The organism is Xanthomonas sp. NCPPB 2864, from assembly GCF_056675615.1.
The window spans coordinates 15,244-31,202 of sequence record NZ_JBWWVS010000006.1 but is presented as its reverse complement, the minus strand read 5'-3'; the positions used below and the strand labels follow the sequence as shown (position 1 = coordinate 31,202).

17 protein-coding genes, 1 other RNA gene and 1 pseudogene are annotated in these 15,959 nt (G+C 65.0%); 6 read left to right on the top strand and 13 right to left on the bottom strand.

The window, feature by feature from the left end; translation table 11 throughout:
* Window positions 1–79: 79 nt before the first annotated feature.
* Both AC1KVE_RS14160 and AC1KVE_RS14155 read right to left on the bottom strand, forming a co-directional pair.
* Window positions 80–1,144: a phosphatidylinositol-specific phospholipase C1-like protein gene (locus AC1KVE_RS14160; protein ID WP_481092392.1), complete on the bottom strand. Its 1,065-nt coding sequence runs from the start codon at window positions 1,142–1,144 to the stop codon at window positions 80–82.
* A gap of 242 nt (window positions 1,145–1,386) precedes the next feature.
* Window positions 1,387–3,361: pseudogene (locus AC1KVE_RS14155) on the bottom strand (acetyl-CoA hydrolase/transferase C-terminal domain-containing protein).
* 152 nt (window positions 3,362–3,513) lie between these two features.
* Here AC1KVE_RS14155 and AC1KVE_RS14150 point away from each other — a divergent pair.
* The 4 genes from AC1KVE_RS14150 to AC1KVE_RS14135 all read left to right on the top strand — a co-directional run bounded on the left by AC1KVE_RS14150 (window position 3,514) and on the right by AC1KVE_RS14135 (window position 5,892).
* A complete protein-coding gene (locus AC1KVE_RS14150; RefSeq protein ID WP_481092391.1) occupies window positions 3,514–3,882 on the top strand; it encodes a BlaI/MecI/CopY family transcriptional regulator in 369 nt (122 codons plus the stop codon).
* The gene (locus tag AC1KVE_RS14145; protein ID WP_481092390.1) at window positions 3,872–5,164 is read left to right on the top strand and encodes a TonB family protein; all 1,293 of its coding nucleotides are present in this window, start codon (window positions 3,872–3,874) and stop codon (window positions 5,162–5,164) included. The genes AC1KVE_RS14150 and AC1KVE_RS14145 overlap by 11 nt, the downstream gene beginning before the upstream one ends.
* Window positions 5,165–5,234: 70 nt before the next feature.
* Window positions 5,235–5,310: non-coding RNA, sX9 sRNA (locus AC1KVE_RS14140), on the top strand.
* A complete protein-coding gene (locus AC1KVE_RS14135) occupies window positions 5,299–5,892 on the top strand; it encodes a hypothetical protein (RefSeq protein ID WP_104544009.1) in 594 nt (197 codons plus the stop codon). Before AC1KVE_RS14140 ends, AC1KVE_RS14135 begins: the two co-directional genes overlap by 12 nt.
* Before the next feature lie 18 nt (window positions 5,893–5,910).
* On the opposite strand, the gene AC1KVE_RS14130 is transcribed toward AC1KVE_RS14135, so the two are convergent.
* From AC1KVE_RS14130 to AC1KVE_RS14090, 9 genes are all read right to left on the bottom strand, one after another.
* Window positions 5,911–6,468, bottom strand: a complete 558-nt coding sequence (locus AC1KVE_RS14130; protein ID WP_481092389.1) for a flavin reductase family protein — start codon at window positions 6,466–6,468, stop codon at window positions 5,911–5,913.
* 46 nt (window positions 6,469–6,514) lie between these two features.
* A complete protein-coding gene (gene modC, locus AC1KVE_RS14125) occupies window positions 6,515–7,129 on the bottom strand; it encodes a molybdenum ABC transporter ATP-binding protein (protein WP_016902262.1) in 615 nt (204 codons plus the stop codon).
* Window positions 7,129–7,815, bottom strand: coding sequence for a molybdate ABC transporter permease subunit (gene modB, locus AC1KVE_RS14120; RefSeq protein ID WP_179465302.1), 687 nt, complete (start codon window positions 7,813–7,815; stop codon window positions 7,129–7,131). The genes modC and modB overlap by 1 nt, the downstream gene beginning before the upstream one ends.
* 15 nt (window positions 7,816–7,830) lie before the next feature.
* Window positions 7,831–8,607 carry a molybdate ABC transporter substrate-binding protein gene (gene modA, locus AC1KVE_RS14115; RefSeq protein ID WP_481092388.1) on the bottom strand — a complete coding sequence of 259 codons (777 nt, stop codon included), beginning with the start codon at window positions 8,605–8,607 and terminating at the stop codon, window positions 7,831–7,833.
* Window positions 8,608–8,682: 75 nt separating this feature from the next.
* Entirely contained in the window at window positions 8,683–9,507 is an 825-nt protein-coding gene (locus AC1KVE_RS14110; protein WP_481092387.1) for an MBL fold metallo-hydrolase, read from the bottom strand.
* 13 nt (window positions 9,508–9,520) lie between these two features.
* The gene (locus tag AC1KVE_RS14105) at window positions 9,521–10,336 is read right to left on the bottom strand and encodes a S1/P1 nuclease (RefSeq protein WP_481093065.1); all 816 of its coding nucleotides are present in this window, start codon (window positions 10,334–10,336) and stop codon (window positions 9,521–9,523) included.
* A gap of 89 nt (window positions 10,337–10,425) precedes the next feature.
* Window positions 10,426–11,040 carry an OmpW/AlkL family protein gene (locus AC1KVE_RS14100; protein ID WP_024938162.1) on the bottom strand — a complete coding sequence of 205 codons (615 nt, stop codon included), beginning with the start codon at window positions 11,038–11,040 and terminating at the stop codon, window positions 10,426–10,428.
* A gap of 119 nt (window positions 11,041–11,159) precedes the next feature.
* Complete coding sequence (locus AC1KVE_RS14095; RefSeq protein ID WP_478202811.1) at window positions 11,160–11,783, bottom strand: OmpW/AlkL family protein; 624 nt, start codon at window positions 11,781–11,783, stop codon at window positions 11,160–11,162.
* A gap of 293 nt (window positions 11,784–12,076) precedes the next feature.
* The gene (locus AC1KVE_RS14090; RefSeq protein ID WP_102251397.1) at window positions 12,077–12,589 is read right to left on the bottom strand and encodes an SgcJ/EcaC family oxidoreductase; all 513 of its coding nucleotides are present in this window, start codon (window positions 12,587–12,589) and stop codon (window positions 12,077–12,079) included.
* A 489-nt stretch (window positions 12,590–13,078) separates the two neighbouring features.
* On the opposite strand from AC1KVE_RS14090, the gene gap reads away from it, so the two are divergent.
* Window positions 13,079–14,080, top strand: a complete 1,002-nt coding sequence (gene gap / locus AC1KVE_RS14085; protein ID WP_024938165.1) for a type I glyceraldehyde-3-phosphate dehydrogenase — start codon at window positions 13,079–13,081, stop codon at window positions 14,078–14,080.
* Between the two features lie 72 nt (window positions 14,081–14,152).
* Here gap and AC1KVE_RS14080 read toward each other — a convergent pair whose 3' ends face one another.
* Together AC1KVE_RS14080 and AC1KVE_RS14075 are read right to left on the bottom strand one after the other, a co-directional pair.
* Window positions 14,153–14,551 carry a hypothetical protein gene (locus tag AC1KVE_RS14080; RefSeq protein ID WP_046344062.1) on the bottom strand — a complete coding sequence of 133 codons (399 nt, stop codon included), beginning with the start codon at window positions 14,549–14,551 and terminating at the stop codon, window positions 14,153–14,155.
* Window positions 14,552–14,657: 106 nt separating this feature from the next.
* Complete coding sequence (locus tag AC1KVE_RS14075) at window positions 14,658–15,143, bottom strand: hypothetical protein (protein ID WP_046344060.1); 486 nt, start codon at window positions 15,141–15,143, stop codon at window positions 14,658–14,660.
* Window positions 15,144–15,431: 288 nt separating this feature from the next.
* Between AC1KVE_RS14075 and AC1KVE_RS14070 the strand changes: the two genes are divergently transcribed.
* Window positions 15,432–15,860: a hypothetical protein gene (locus AC1KVE_RS14070; protein WP_046346046.1), complete on the top strand. Its 429-nt coding sequence runs from the start codon at window positions 15,432–15,434 to the stop codon at window positions 15,858–15,860.
* Window positions 15,861–15,959 lie beyond the last annotated feature (99 nt).

Genomic DNA, 15,959 nt, shown 5'->3' with positions numbered 1-15,959 from the left:
GGGTGTGCATCGCCGACGCCTTCCGTTGCGACAGGTCTGTGTGTGGTGCGGAGATTGCGACGACGGCAGTGACCCCGACTCAGTGCCTGAGGTCGACGCCCTTGCAGTGCGCCTGCGCCAGCTGCGGATTGCAGCGTGCGACCGCATCGCCTTCGAAGCGCACCACGTAACCGTTGCCGGCCGGCTCATGTGCGGGGAAGTCGGTGCTGAGCAACTGCGCGCCGCTGGCCAGCATGCGGTCGCGGCGGGTGGTGTCGTGTTGCAGTGCTTCCTTCAGGTCGGCGTCGGTACGCGTGCGCACCAGGTAGCCGGCTTTCACCAATTGGGTGATCGTCTCGGCGGGGCCATCGTTGAGTTCGGTGAAGGCGGCATCGTCTTGGCCAGGCACGGCATTGGTGAAGCACACGCGTCCGCGCAGCGACGGATGCCCGCGCAGGTAGCTGGCACCGGCCGTGCGTTGGTCGAGCAGGAACACCACCTTGCCGCGTGCCTCGCTCAACGACGGCCAGCCATGCGCAAGCACTGCGGCGTTGAGCGTGGCTGCGTTGCCACGGACCTGATCGGGGCTGAGATACTCGCCGGGTCGAAACACCGAGCGCAGTTCGGCATCCAATGCATCCATCGTCGCCGGATCGAACGGCTCCGGCTGCACGGTCGGAAACGCCAGTTGCACCGACGCCTGCTTGGTTTCCAGCAGGATGAAGATCGGCACATGTCCGGGGTGCTGCTTCGACCACGCACGCACTTCCTGCAGGCACGCGATCAAGGGCTGGCAGGTGCTGCGCTGGTCCACGTCCTGCACGTGCATGACCTTAAAGCCGGGTTTGCTCATCACTCCGGCCGGTGCGCCGGGCGGTGCGGGTGGCAAGCCGGCCTTGGCGATCTGCGCGACGCTGGCCGGGTGTGCGTAGCGACCACCGTTGGCGTCGGCGAAGACATCCAGTTCGAGTTGTCTGACGCCATCGTCCAGTTGTTGCCCCAGTGGCGGATGGCGGTAATCCAGTGCCGCGAACAGCTCCGGACTCAGTCGTTGCAGCAGTGTCGCTTCGCTGGGAGCGAAGCCGGCGTGGTAGCTGTTGTGGCTGCCGATGTATTGCAGATCGGTGAGGCGAGGCGCGGCATGCGCGGTCACGCCGGCCAGCATCAGCAGGCCAAGGAATGCAGCGCTACGTGTGTTGCTTCGCCTTGCGCGTGATGGCTTCGCTGTGCGGTCATCGCGTGGATTCACAGCCGAAACAACGAATAAGCAGCGCATGCAGCCAGGCCGGAAAGAAGGTGGTCGCCATCATCCGGGCCAAATTTGACGCAAGGCTTTCCGCCGTGTTGCCGTCGTGCGTCACAGTGCGAAAAACGCGCCATGGCATCGCTTTTCGCGACACCGGCGCGTCAGTGCACTCTGGTCTTTTGCAAGGCATACGCCAGCAGCCGTGCCTGCACCCGTTCGGCGATGCTGCGTGGCGCATCCAGCGCCATCCGTTGCAGACCGGCGGCTTCGTATGCATCGCCGCTCTCGCGTGACAGCAGTGCGCGCCAGACGGTCATCAGCTTTGCGCTATTGCCGGCGGTGGCGCGTTTGAGCCAGCTCAGGGCGCGCAGCAGGTGTTGCTCGACCTCGGTGAAGTCGCTGCCGAGCGGGTAGTCGGGCAGGCTGCCATCGCGGCGGAACGGCGCCAGCGCCTGTTCCAGTGCCTGCGGCGTGTTGCGTTGCGCACGCGCAGGCAGTGCAGGGTCGCCACGTAGCTTGCGCGATGCCTTGGCGGTTGCCAGCAACGCGTCCTGGAAGCGTGCATCGCAGATGCCGGCCATCGCAGATGCCGGCCATCGCCAGCACGCAATCCTGATCGGTTTGGTGGCGCAGGTCGGCGATGCCGTACTCGGTGATGTACAGATCGCGCAGATGGCGCGGAATGGTGGTGTGCCCGTAGTTCCAGCGCACATTGCTCGCTGCGTGTGCACCGGCATCGCGCGTGGCCCGCAGCATCAACGCGCTGCGCGCCTGCGGCAAGGCATGCGCCATCGCCACGAAGTTGTACTGGCCGCCCACGCCGGAAACCACACGGCCATCTTCCAGCCCGTCGGACACCGCCGCGCCGAGCGCGGTGGCCATCATGCAGGAGTTGAAGAAGCGCGCATCGCGGCGTTGCAGCCGCTCCAGCGCTTCGTTGCCGCCATACAGCTGGTTGATCTCGCTGATGCGACGCATGCCGATGGCATCGCGCGTGTCCGCATCCAGCTCGCGTAGCCACTGGTAGAAATCCGGCGAGCCGAGATAGAACGCCCCATGCAGAAACTCGCCTTCGCGGGCCAGGCGCGCGTGATCGGCCGCATCGGCGCTGCCGTCGGCGATGCGCTGCATCAGCGCCAGATCATCGTGCACCTTGCGGCGGATCACGCCGCTGTCCACCAACTGCTTGAACCCTTCGTTGAGCATTTCGCTGCAGCCGTACAGGCCGATCTCGAACGGCGCCAGGCCACCGCTGGCGCGCACCGCAGGATGCTGTTCCAGTTCCGGGTCCAGCGCCTGCAGCACGCGCCGATAGGTGGCGTTGTCGGTATGTCGCAGTACCAGCGCATGGCTCAGCGCATCGGCCAGGGTGCCGATGCCGATCTGCAAGGTGCCGCCATCGCGGACCAGCGCGCTGGCATACAGACCGATGGCGTAGTCGACGCTGTTGACCGGCTGCCTGGGCAACCCGAACAGGCGCGGCGACGGACCGGGCAGGTCGATCACCAGATCGAAGAACGCCTCCTCCACTGCCGCGGTTCCGCCGATCCACGGCAGTTGCGTGTCCACTTCCGCCACCAGCATGGGGCGCGGCAGGCCGAGCGCCTGCACCGCATCCAGCGTGTCCTGGGTGATGTCGTTGTTGCACGACAACGACAGCCGCGTGCCGCCCGGTTCGCGCGCCACCTTCTGCACGATCAGGTTCGGTGCGCGCTGCGCCACCGCCGCAGCAGCGTGGGTGTAGTTGAGGCTCGTGTAGTCAGCCTGCGCCTGGGTGGAGTGCAGCAGCCCGCCGGACTGCGTGTAGAACTCTTCCACCTGCACATGCGCCGGCAGCGCATCGCGCAGCATGTCATCGACATAGGTAAGACGCGGGAAATCCTCGCCAAAATGGCGCGCGATAAACGGCGCCGCAAAGCGTGCCTCCAGTCCCGCGCCGGGTTTGGGCGGATTGAGCGACAGCGCCGTGTACAACGCCAGTGGCCGGGTCGGCGTGTGCTTGAGCTGCGCATACAACGCGTTCAACAACCGGTGCGGCTTGCCGATGCCCAACGGCGCGCCGACGCGCAGCGGGCCATCGAGGCGTTGCAGGATGTGCGCAACCGCGCCGGGCAGGTCGGTAAGGTGTTCGGTCATCGGTGCAGGGTAGCCGAGGCGATGGCGGGGCAGGTATCTGGATCGCCGACAAGGCCTGGTCTGTGCATGCATTTCCCGCAAGGCAATCGAAAACGCGCTTGACAGGGACAAGATTTACATGCGTAATCGATAAAAATTACGGATGTAATCGCATGTCGATCAGTGACGCCGAAGCGGTGGTGATGCAGGTGCTCTGGGATGCGGCGCCACGCAGCGCCGACGAGGTGGTCGCCGTGCTGGCAGGCCGCAGCGACTGGGCCGAGCCCACCGTCAAGACCTTGCTCAACCGCCTGCTTGGCAAAGGCGCCATCCGTGCCGAGAAGCAAGGGCGACGCTATCTCTATTCGCCGGTGCTGGCGCGCGAGCAGTGGGTGCAGCAACAGAGCGAGGGATTGCTGCAGCGCCTGTTCGGCGGACGGGTGGCGCCACTGGTGGCGCACTTCAGCGAGCGCGGAAAACTCAGCGCATCCGATATCGCGGAACTGAAACAACTGATCAAGGAGCTGGACGATGAACCCTGAGGCCTGGGTCCTGTTGTCCCGCGCAACGCTGTACACCACCGCTGCGCTGCTGGTCTGCCTGCTCCTGCGTCGCCCACTGCGCAAGCGGTCGGGTGCCGGCGCGGCGTATGCGATCTGGTCCTGCGTCCCGCTGGCGCTGGTGGCGGCCTTGTTGCCCGGCCCGTCTCTGGGCATCGCGGTGCCGGGATTGCCGGCGCTGACCGCCATGCCTGCGCTCTCCAGCGTGCATGGCGAAGGTCGTGCGTGGGCAACATGGCTGGCAGCAGCGTGGCTGGGCGGCGCGGTGGTGATGGCGATCGGATTGTGGACGCGGCAACGGCGTTTCATGCGCAGCCTGGGGCCGTTGCACCGGCTCGACGACCGGCTCTGGTCGGCCGCGCGCGATGCCGGTCTTCCTGCATCGTTGGGACTCTGGCGTCCGCGCATCGTGCTGCCGGCGGATTTCAGTGAGCGCTACAACGCCGATGAGCGCGCCCTGATCCTGGCGCATGAGCGCATGCATCTGCGCCGCGGCGATCTGCATGCCAATCTGCTGGCGGCGCTGATGCTCTGCATCGGCTGGTTCAACCCGCTGATGCATCTGGGCTGGCGTGCGTTCCGGCTGGATCAGGAGCTGGCCTGCGATGCGGCCGTGCTGGCGCAACATCCGGGCAAGCGGCGCAGTTACGCCACCGCCATGCTCAAGACCCAGCTTGGAGGCGACTTTACGCCGCTCGCCTGTCATTGGGCCGCATCGCATCCGTTGACGCAACGGATCGCGGCGCTGCGCGGTTCCCCCGTTGCTGCCGGGCGTGCGCGCTGGCGCGTGGCGATGGTCCTGCTGCTGGCGGCGACGATCAGTACAGCCGCCTGGGCGCTGCAGCCGGCACGCATTGCGTTAGCGGCACAACCGGCGCTGGCGGCCGGCAACGCGGTGGATTTCGCCACGATGCAACCGCCGAGATATCCGGCAGCCGCGTTTGACGGCGGTATCGAGGGCTTTGTCGAACTGCAGATCGACATCGACCCTGGCGGCGTGCCGCAGCATATCGACGTCGTGCAGAGCAGGCCGGCCGGCGTGTTCGATCAAGCGGTGCTGGAGGCAGCGCGCCAGTGGCGGCTGAAACCTGTTTATGTACATGGCAAGCCGATTGCTTCCACGGTGCGCGTGCCGGTGAAGTTCGAACTGGATGGGCCGGAGCAAACGTCTACCGATGCCGCCGCCGCGCGCTCGGAGGCGCCAGCGTCCAACCGCCTTGCCGGTTGTGCTTCAGCGGGCTGTGCAAGGCGGGAGAGGCCGTGATGCAATCCAGCGCAACCAGCAAAACGACTGCACAACTGTCTGGCGGGCGCGCCGGGTGTCCGGGATTGGCATGTGCCGCGCATACTCGCCGGTTCCTGCGCGCTGGCCACGCCCACCCGACAACTGCTCGCCACGTGTTGTCGGCCGTCCTTGCGCCGACCTGCGCCGCAATCCTGGCGCTGTCGCTTGGCGCATGTGCAACGCAAGGGGTGCAGGAACAGCAGCGCAGCCAGCGCGAAGATTCGGTGGACCAGCGCATGCTGAGCGCGCAACCGGGTGGCAATGGTGGCGGCTCCATCCAGTCTTACACGTTGGCGCCAGCACAGCGCTTCCGCATGCCGCGCGCGCTGCGCAGCGATGCGCCGGTGCTGCCGGCCGATTCGCCGCGGCAGAGCTTGCCGCCGACCACCGTGTGCGCGCATGTGATCCTGACCGCCGACGGCGCGGTACAGCGCGTCGACCCCATGTCCGATCGCGACGAATGTGCGGCCGGTCTGTTGCCGGACAATGCCGATCTGGTGCAGTCGGTGCGCACCACGGTGCAGCAATGGCAGTTCGTTCCGGCCGCGCTGTGCACGTTTGCCGCAGGCGTGGCGCAGCCGGCCGCGCTGGACGATTGCAGCGGCGCCATCAGCCAGCAGCCGGTACCGGTGACGCTGTCGTTCGCGTTCACCTTCGAAGTGCGGCAAGGCAAGGTCAGCGTGCGTACCGGCAAGGTGGCGCGTTGAGCGCGCGCATCGCTGCGATCAGAGCATGTCGGGTGCGAACAGGTGCCGCCGCGAGACTTCGTCGCCGGACAGCATGAAGCGGCCATCGCCGCGGTAGTGCACCGTCCTGGGAAGCGCAGGCCGCTTGGCCACTTGCGCGTTCACCACTTCCCAGACAAAGAGCGCGTGGCGGTTGATCTGCCGGCCGTCGTGCAGGTGGCATTCGAAACTGGCGTAGCACTCGGCGATGGCCGGCGCTGCGACCCGTCGGCCGGGCACGGCGGTCAGCCCGAAGTGATCGAACTTGTCGATCTGTGCACCGCTGCTGTTGCCGATGCCGATCACGGTGTCGAGCAGCTCGGCCGTCGGCAGGTTGATCACGCATTGCCTGCTGCGCCGGACCAGTTCGAAACTGTGGTTACCGGGGGCGATGCAGCACGCGATCAGCGAGGGCGAAAACTCCAGCACCATATGCCAGCCCATGGTCATGATGTCGCGCTGGCCCTTGTGGGCCGAGCTCACCAGCACCACCGGCCCCGGTTCCAGGAAGCGGCGCGCCTGCTCCACCGGGAATGCATGTTTTCGATACTGTTTCATGGACACGCCAGCTGGTTGAATGCGGTGATCGACAGTGCCGATGCGCTCATTCCAGCACATGCACGCTATCGGCGATGCGCTGCACTTCGTCGGGATTGTGGCTGACATACAGCATCGGCAGGCGGATCTCGTCGCGCACGCGTTGCAGGTAGGGAATCAGTTCTTCGCGGCGCGCCTGATCCAGTGCCGACAAGGGCTCGTCGAACAACAGGATCGCCGGTTGCGACAACAAGGCGCGGCCGATCGCCACGCGCTGCGCTTCGCCTCCGGACAGATTGCGCGGCCGGCGTTGCAGCAACGGCCCAATCCCCAACAGCGCCACCACATCGTCGAAACCGAATGGCGCCGTGCCACGCGCATGCCGGCCGTAACGCAGATTGCGGCGCACATCCAGATGCGGGAACAGCCGCGCATCCTGGAACACATAGCCGATCCTGCGCTTGTGCGTGGGCAGGTTGATGCCTTGCCGGGCGTCATACAGGCAGCGCCCGTCGATGCGGATATGCCCGGCCTGTGGCTGCACCAGCCCGGCGATGGCATTGAGCACCGTGGTCTTGCCCGCACCGGAAGGGCCGACCAGGGCCACCACCCGCGCCTGGTCCTGGATGTGGAGATGCCGCTGGAAATTGCCGCGCTGCAGCTGCAGGTCGATATCGAGCATCAGCCGTCCTCGCGCGGATGCGGCCTGCGCACCAGCCACTCGGACAGCAGCAGCGCCGCCAGCGAGATCGCCAACGCAACGCCGGCCAGCCGCCACACGCCCGATTCCATACCCGGCACCTGCATCAGCCCGTAGATGGCCGACGACAAGGTCTGGGTTTCGCCAGGAATATTGGACACGAAGGTGATGGTCGCGCCGAATTCGCCCAAGGCCTTGGCGAATGCCAGCACCATGCCGGCGACCAGGCCCGGCCAGGCCAGCGGCAAGGTAATGCTGAAGAACACCCGCCACGGGCCCGCACCGAGCGTGGCGGCGGCTGCTTCCAGGCGGCGATCGGTCGCTTCGATGGACAGGCGGATCGCGCGCACCATCAACGGAAATCCCATCACCGCGCATGCCAGCGCCGCGCCGGTCCAGCGGAACGCGAACTGGATACCGAGATGTTCCAGCAACCAGCTGCCGACCGGCCCCTGCGTGCCCAGCACCACCAGCAGCGCGTAGCCGGTCACCACCGGCGGCATCACCAGCGGCAGATGCAGCAGGGCGTCCAGCAGCGCCTTGCCCGGAAAGCGCCGCCGCGCCAGCAGCCAGCCGCAGGCGATGCCCGGCGGCAGGCTGGCGACGGCCGCAACGATGGCCACCTTGAGACTCAGGCCGATCGCGGTCAGCTCCTGTGGGGTGAACATCGACAACGGCGCGCCTCAATCCTGCAACGAAAAACCACGGCGAACGAAGATCGCCCTGGCCGGCTGGCTGCCCAGCCATTGCACGAACGCGGCCGTGCCGGCATTGCTGCTGTTCTTCAACGCGGCCACCGGATACACGATGGCGTCGTGGCTATCGGCGGGGAAGGTCGCAACCACGCGGACCTTTGGTTCGGCGCGCGCATCCGAGCCGTACACGATGCCCAGCGGCGCTTCGCCACGCGAGACCAGCATCAATGCGGCGCGCACGCTTTCGGACTCGGCCAGACGATTGCGCACGCCATCCCACTGACCGAGTTTGCGCAGCGCTGCGGCGGCATACTTGCCGGCCGGCACGCTGTTGGTCTGGCCAACCGCCAACCGACCGCTGTCACCGAGCGCCTTGGCAATCGCGCCGGGCTGGCGCGGATCCACGCGCAGCTTGCTGGTGGCCGGGGCGATCAACACCAGGGTATTGCCGAGCAGGTTGTGACGCTGCGCTGGCACGACCAGGCCGCGTTGCTGCAGATAGTCCATCCATTCCAGGTCGGCCGAAAAGAACACGTCCGCCGGTGCGCCTTGCTCGATCTGGCGCGCCAGTGCAGAGCTGGCGGCGTAGGAAACGCGCACCGGCGTGCCGGTCGCCTTTTCGTAAGCGGCCGCGGCCTCGTCCATGGATTCCTTCAGGCTTGCTGCAGCAAACACCGTCACCGGCGCGCTCTGCGCAGTGGCCAGGACGGGCAGGGCAAGCATCAGCACGCAGAACGCGCGCTGCCAAAAACCGATCGTGCGCATGGGAAGCTCCAGCAAGGTCAGGCAGCGATCATAGCGGCTGCGCGTCATGCGCCGCGTGGTGGCGACACTGGCGCGTCAGCCAAGCACGCCGTCGCAGCGGCCGGCCTGCAGATTGGTCTGCAATGCCGGCCGGATCAGCCTGGGCTCGGGCAGCGTGGCATCGCGGGCCTGGCGCTGCGCCACGAATGCCTCGATCTCCACGCCGTCGTGCACGTGGATATTGCTGCGCCGCTGCTCGCCGATGCTGGTCTGGTACGCCACCTCACGGCCGCCCGGGCCGTAGTCGTGGCAGACGAACACGCGCGTGTTCGCCGGCAGCGCGTACATGCGCTGGATCGAGGCGAACAGTTGCCGTGCATCGCCTCCGGGGAAATCGCAGCGCGCGGTGCCGGCGTCCGGCATGAACAACGAATCGCCGGGGAACAGCGCATCGCCGATCAGGTACGCGATGCTGTCGCTGGTATGCCCGGGCACCGCAATGACACGTACCTGCAGCGTGCCAAGCTCGAAGCGCTCCTCATCGGCGAACAGGTGATCGAACTGCGAGCCGTCGGCACGGAAGTCGTCCGGTAACGCACAACGTGGCGCAAGCGTCTGCTGCACATCGCGGATACCGTCACCGATGCCGATGCGTGCCTGTGGCCAGTGCTGCTTCAGCCACTGCGCGGCAGACAGGTGATCGGCATGCGCATGGGTTTCCAGCAACCACTGCACCTGCCAGCGGTGGTGGGCGACGGCATCGACGATGGCTTGCGCGGCGCGCGTGCCGACCTGGCCGGTGTCGGCCGCATAGTCCAGCGCCGGATCGATCACCGCTGCCGCCCCGGTCGCCGCGTCGGCGACCACATAGGTGAAGGTGTTGCTGTCGGCGTGAAAGAACGCAAGCACCTCGGGCTGCATCGGCGTCTCCATCTCAGGGCGCGGCCAGCGCCGCATTGAGCACGGCGGCCAGTCGGTCGCCGGCCTCGCGCAATTGGGTCTCGGCAAGCGGACGATAGGTCGCGATGTAGTCGTCCGGCAATACGTGCTTGCTCGGATAGACGCCGGGCGTGACCGCGATCTTGCAGGAGGCCTGCGCCCATGCCGCAGCCGGTGGTGGCAGCACCGGCGATGTCGCAGCGGTCGCCGGCAACGCCAGCAGGCGTTGCAGATACGCATCGTCATCAAGATGGCGGTCGTTGAGCATGCCGCTGTCCCACAGCGCATGCAGGTTGCTGCCCTTGCCGGCGACCTGCAGCTGGAATTCATTGCCGCCCTTGTCGTGCGCGTAGCCGGCATGCATCGGCTGATGGATGTCGCCGACAAAATGCACCACGAACTTCAGGGCCTGCCGGCGCACGTCCAGCGGCTGGCTGCGGTCGGCAAGCAGCGCGGTCTGCCGGTCGAGCGCGGCGATCACGCAGTTGCCATCCGGGCAGTCGCGTGGCGGCGCATACGTGCAGTCATGCTCGCCAAGATTGACGTAGTGCCAGGGCCCGGAGCGCTTGCCCAGCTCCGGTTCGTGCTCGCGCAGCTCGTCGGCCCAGCTGGCGACACCGGCCAATGTCGGGTTGGCTTCGCCCTTGAGCAATTGCGCCACCTGCGCTTGCGCCTGCGGGCTCAGTTCGGTCTCGGCAATGCGCGCCACCAGACGGTGGCCTTGCGGCCCCCAGGCGAACGCGCTGATGGGCTGAAGGGCCGCGACCACGGTTGCGGCAAGAAGGAGGATGCGAGGAGAGAAGGTCTTCATCCGGCAATTGTACGCATCGGTCCGGGACGGTTTGATGGCCGTCCCCGGGCGAAGCACAGCCACGGCTCAGCGTGGCATCAGCGGCATGCTCAGAAGTACACCAGGTACGACACGCCATAGGTCAGCGGATCGATCCGCGCCTTGCCCAGCCGGCTGCCATTGAAGTCGACGTTGCTGCGCGAATTCGTCCAGCGCGCGTCCACCCGCAGGCCGCTGCGATCGTTGAAGATGAAGTCCACACCGACATGCGCGGTGGCGCCCACCGAGTCGTCGAAGCTCAGGTCGCCATTGCCGAAGGCGTCATCGACGTCCTCACCGACAAACGTGGTGTAGTTGATGCCGACACCCACGAACGGCGACACCGTGCCGTAGCCATTGATGTGGTACTGCAACAGTACGCTCGGCGGCACCGACCAGTAGCTGCCCACCTTGCCGACACCCTCGAGCTCCAGATCGTGCTTGCCCGACACCGCGGCATGCACCTCGATGCCGAGATTGTTGCGCAGGAAGTATTCGTAGGTGAACGACAGCGCCGGGGCGCCCTTGATCTCGGCACGCGTGCCGCCGAAGCTGCCGCTGTCGGACTTGGGCGAGACATAGCCGGCGCCGTAGCCCGTGGTCCAGTGGCCGGCCGATTGTGCAAGGGCGGGTGCGGCCGAGGCGGCCAGTGCGATGGCGAGGGCGGTACGGATCAGCATGCTCATGGAATCCCCGGATAGGTCGGACAGGCGGTCGACGTGACCAACCTGTCCGCAACTCCGGCGGTGGATTCACGTCCCTGGATGCCAAGTGTGCCAGAGATGCATCGCGCACGCTGCCGGGCTCAGAAGCGGTGCACGTAGGCCACGCCGTAGACCAGCGGGTCGATGTTGACCGTGCCGATGCGGTTGCCGTCGAGGCGCGCTTCGGTGTCGATGTCGATCCAGCGCAGGTTTACCCGCAGCGCGCCGCGGTCGCTGAGCTTGTAGTCCACGCCCGCGTGCAGTGCCAGGCCCCAGGAATCGTCTAGATCCAGCTCGCTGCCGGCCAGCGCGCCGCGCGTGTCGGTGCTGAAGAAACGGGTGTAGTTGATGCCCGCGCCAACGAACGGCGAGAGCCTGCCCTGGCTGTTGAAGTGGTACTGCAGCGAGATCACCGGCGGCAGATGCTTGGTGCTGCCGACACGCCCCAGGCCACGGAGCGCGATGTCGTGCTCGAACGGCAGCGCAGCCAGTACTTCGATGCCCAGGTTGTCGGCGATGAAGTATTCGGCGGTGAAGGTCGGCTTGATGTCCTTGCCGACGTCCGCCTCGAGCGTGCCGCCGACCAGGCGGCCGTTATCGGACTTGGGAGCGACCTGGTGGGCACCGACGGCAACGGTCCAGTCGCCTTTGGATTGAGCCAGTGCGGGGACGCTGGCGAAGCCGGCGGCCAGGCCGGCGAGCAGAAGGGTAGAGCGCATGCGCATGGAAACTCTCGTTGTGTGCAGGGGATGGGAGAAGTCTTGATGGTTTGCCCGCTGGATGCCTTGATCCTGATCAATCCATCCGCGCAGGGACGCTGTGGGTCATGCGCAGATACGAGCAGGCACCGGCAGCGGCAGCAGCAGCAGCGATCTGCGCCATGCCGGTGATCTCGCCGGCGCATCGCGTCCGGTCTGCAACGCGACGTGCCTGGCGCAGGCGGCGGCGGGGGAGGAGCGCCGCCGTCTGGGTGCGCGGTGGAGCAGGCAGCGAGACGGTGGCTGCAGCGCTGGCGCACTTACTTGACCTTGGCGAGCGTGGGCGCATCCACTTCCGGCATCGCCGAGCTGTGGTGGTTGATGATCAGCCACTTGTCGTCGCGCTTTTCGTACACGAAGGTGTAGCGCGCCTGCACCTTGCTCTTCTTGCCGTCCTTGTCGGTCAGCGTGAAGGTGTAGACACCGGCATCCACCGCGCTGTCGTCATCGAGTACGCGCACGGTGCGGTAGTTGACGACGCCTTGCGGCTTCTTGGTCAGGAACATCTCGAAGTACTTTTCGATCTGCGCACGCGAGGCGCGCACTTCGTTGGAGACGGTCGGCAGCAACACGCCGTCCGGCGCGTACAGGTCGGCCACCTTGTGCGGGTTGCCGGTGGCCAGCGCCGCGTTCCAGGTATCGAACAGCGCAGCGACTTCGCGCGCTTCGCCATCGGCGGGCAGCGCGGCCTTGTCGGTGTAGTGCATCACGCCGCCAGCCAGCGCCGGGGTGGCGGCCAGGGCCAGAACCAGAGAGAGAAGGGTGCGACGCATGGGGAATCTCCGTTGTGATGGATGGGTGCCTCAGCAGGCAGGGGCCAGTATCGAAATCCACGGAGCGCCGAAATTCCGCTGTTCGGCATATGCCTCGATACGCCTTTCAGCGTATCGACGTCAAAAGTAAGTGATTGAATTAGATTGGATATATCGAAAAATAAAGCGTGGTTTCGATTGCCGCGTCCGTGCCGCTCCTAAGATCGTCGCGGGCCCTCGAGTCAGGCAGGCGTCAGCCCATACAGATCGCGCCGGCATCGCCGAGCTCATTACCGTGTCAATTGACGGTACCCACACAGCGTGCCCACCTTCCGATTCCCGATTCCCGATTCCCGATTCCCCAATCCCCACCACGCATGCACCACGGCACAACGTCCTAGCGCCCCATGCCGCAGCGCTGGCCGCAGCACGGCTGCACGAGTGCGACGCTGCTAGAATGGTGGTCCCTTTCCATCCGCCGCGCCATCGCGGCCGCAGGAGCTAGTGAACATGGCAATCAAGGTTGGCATCAACGGATTCGGTCGCATCGGCCGCAACGTGCTGCGCTCTGCGGTGCAGAACTTCGCCAATGACATCGAGATCGTGGCCATCAATGACCTGCTCGAGCCCGATTACCTCGCCTACATGCTGCAGTACGACTCGGTGCATGGCCGCTTCAAGGCCGATGTGTCGGTCGACGGCAACACGCTGATCGTCAACGGCAACAAGATCCGCCTGACCCAGGAACGCGACCCGGCCAACCTCAAGTGGGATGCAGTCGGCGCCGACGTGGTGATCGAGTCCACCGGCCTGTTCCTGACCAAGGAAACGGCGCAGAAGCATCTCGACGCGGGCGCCAAGAAGGTGATCCTGTCGGCACCGTCCAAGGACGACACGCCGATGTTCGTGTTCGGCGTCAACGACAACACCTACAAGGGCGAAGCGATCGTTTCCAACGCCTCGTGCACCACCAACTGCCTGGCGCCGTTGGCCAAGGTGATCAACGACAAGTGGGGCATCAAGCGCGGCCTGATGACCACCGTGCACGCGGCCACGGCGACGCAGAAGACCGTGGACGGCCCGTCGAACAAGGATTGGCGCGGTGGGCGCGGCATCCTGGAGAACATCATCCCGTCCTCCACCGGTGCCGCCAAGGCCGTGGGTGTGGTGATCCCCGAGCTCAACAAGAAGCTGACCGGCATGAGCTTCCGCGTGCCGACCTCGGACGTGTCGGTGGTCGACCTCACCGTCGAACTGGAAAAGCCGGCCACCTACGCCGAGATCTGTGCTGAAGTGAAGGCGCAGAGCGAAGGCGCCTTGAAGGGCGTGCTGGGTTACACCGAAGACAAGGTCGTGGCCACCGACTTCCGCGGCGAAACTTGCACCTCGGTGTTCGACGCCGACGCCGGCATCGCGCTGGACTCGACCTTCGTCAAGCTGGTGTCCTGGTACGACAACGAGTGGGGCTATTCCAACAAGTGCCTGGAAATGGTGCGGGTTGTCGCGAAGTAAGCGCTGCTTTCATTGAATAAAAAAGCGCCTTATGGCGCTTTTTTATTTGAAGTCCTGATCCTTAGTAAACACTCATTCTGCAGTAATGCGCATGTCTTCGCCCTTGCCTGTGACGGCGACTCGGCTACCAACTGCCAAGCCGGATACTTCGGCACTCGGCTTTGTCACGATTACCTGCGACTTGTTGTCGAAACGGATCTTCAGCATGTAGTGCGAGGCTGCACCATTGCTGACAACTTTGTCGCCAACCTGCTTGCCGGCATACGTGCCTGCCGCCGCTCCAGCCTCCGCACCAAGTGGACTGTTGGATTTCAGGCCGAGAAAGCTGCCCGCCATGCCGCCGAAGTTCGAGGCTGCATTCTTCAGGCGCTTGGTACGTTCTGGAACGTTTTCGCCTTTGTTCTCGATGGGTTCCATCGCTGCAATGGTCCCGTGCCTTGCCGATTCGGCCATGACAGGTACAGCAAGCATAAAATGCGCCAGTGCGAGCGCCAGCCATGCAGTACGACTAATCCAATTCCGTGGTTTCATTCGGAGCGTTCCTTGTTTGATAGATTGATGTCGATCAGGGATGGCGCTACTTCTTTTGTTTTGGGCGCCCCCAGCTACGCACATGGTCGTTGCACTTGCTGCCAGCGAAATCGTATCGGGTGATGATTCCGTCCGAATCGGCGACGAAGGTGATTTCGCAATGATGTTCGGCGGGAACGAAGACTTCCTCGCTATGCTGGTTTTCCTGAAAAATCGGGGTGGCGGCCACGCCATTGCCTCCGCCGACCGTGCCGATAATCCCTCCCTGCGTGGTCCAGTAATTGGTGCGGTAGTGCGCCTCTATGCCGAAGTTGTAAGTGTAGGCAGTCTCCTGCGTCTCGGTGTTTTCGGACGTATAGAGCCCTTTCCCTACCGGCCATTGCATCATCAGTTCGCTGGCGTCGTGGCCAATCCAGCTTCGGGCGACATCTTCAGCGGTGCCGAATATGTCGGCAGAGGCCTGCGGTGCGGTCGTCAGCAGGACGAGTGCGCAAAGTGCGGAGAGTGAGTAAGAGCGGAAGAGGGTGTGCATTGTGATACGTCCGTGCAGGGCAGTGATGCCGTTGGTCCTTGCGAATCGGGTGCTCACCCGTGCGCTGGCGCGTTTGTAGCACTAGAGGTAAAGCTCGGCAAGTAGCGAATTACTGGATCTGCAAGACGGCTCAGCGTGGACATCGACCCAGGCGCGTGCGCTAATAACCTGCTGGCCAGTGATTGTTCCTGCGCTGGGACCACAGAGGACGTACAGGGGCACCCAATGAATTCAAGGAGAGACAACGTGCAGCTCAATCGTATGTGGATGGGAACCATGGTGCTGACGATGGTGCTGGCAGGGCTGGCGCCGCAGGCAATGGCAAAGAAGCAGACCGGTACGCCGGCCTGGATGAATGCCGATGGCGAGGTGATCAAGTCGGCCGATGTCGAGGCGGGCTATGGCGAAACGGTCAAGGGCATCAACGATTACGAAGGTGAGATCACCGGCAAGCCGGCGCCTGACAGCAAGTTCACCCAGCTGAAGATCGGTATGCCGATGAAGCAGGTCACCGACCTGATTGGTCAGCCGAATGATCAGGGCTCCTACGTGACCGGCAAGGCGTTTATCCCGTTCTTCTTCGGCGGCGACCGTTACCGTTACGAGATGGCCTACAAGGGCCAGGGGCGCCTGGTGTTCGCTGGCAAGTCGATGGACACCGGCGGCAACCTGATCTGGATCATCCATAACAAGAACGACAGCGGCTACCGCGAATAAGTGTCAGACGCCCGGTTCTTCCGGGCGTTTTTTTGGAGTGCATGTTCGTGCCTATGGCCAGTGTGGCTAGGTGGCGCCGAAGGCATCGCGTCGCTGCGC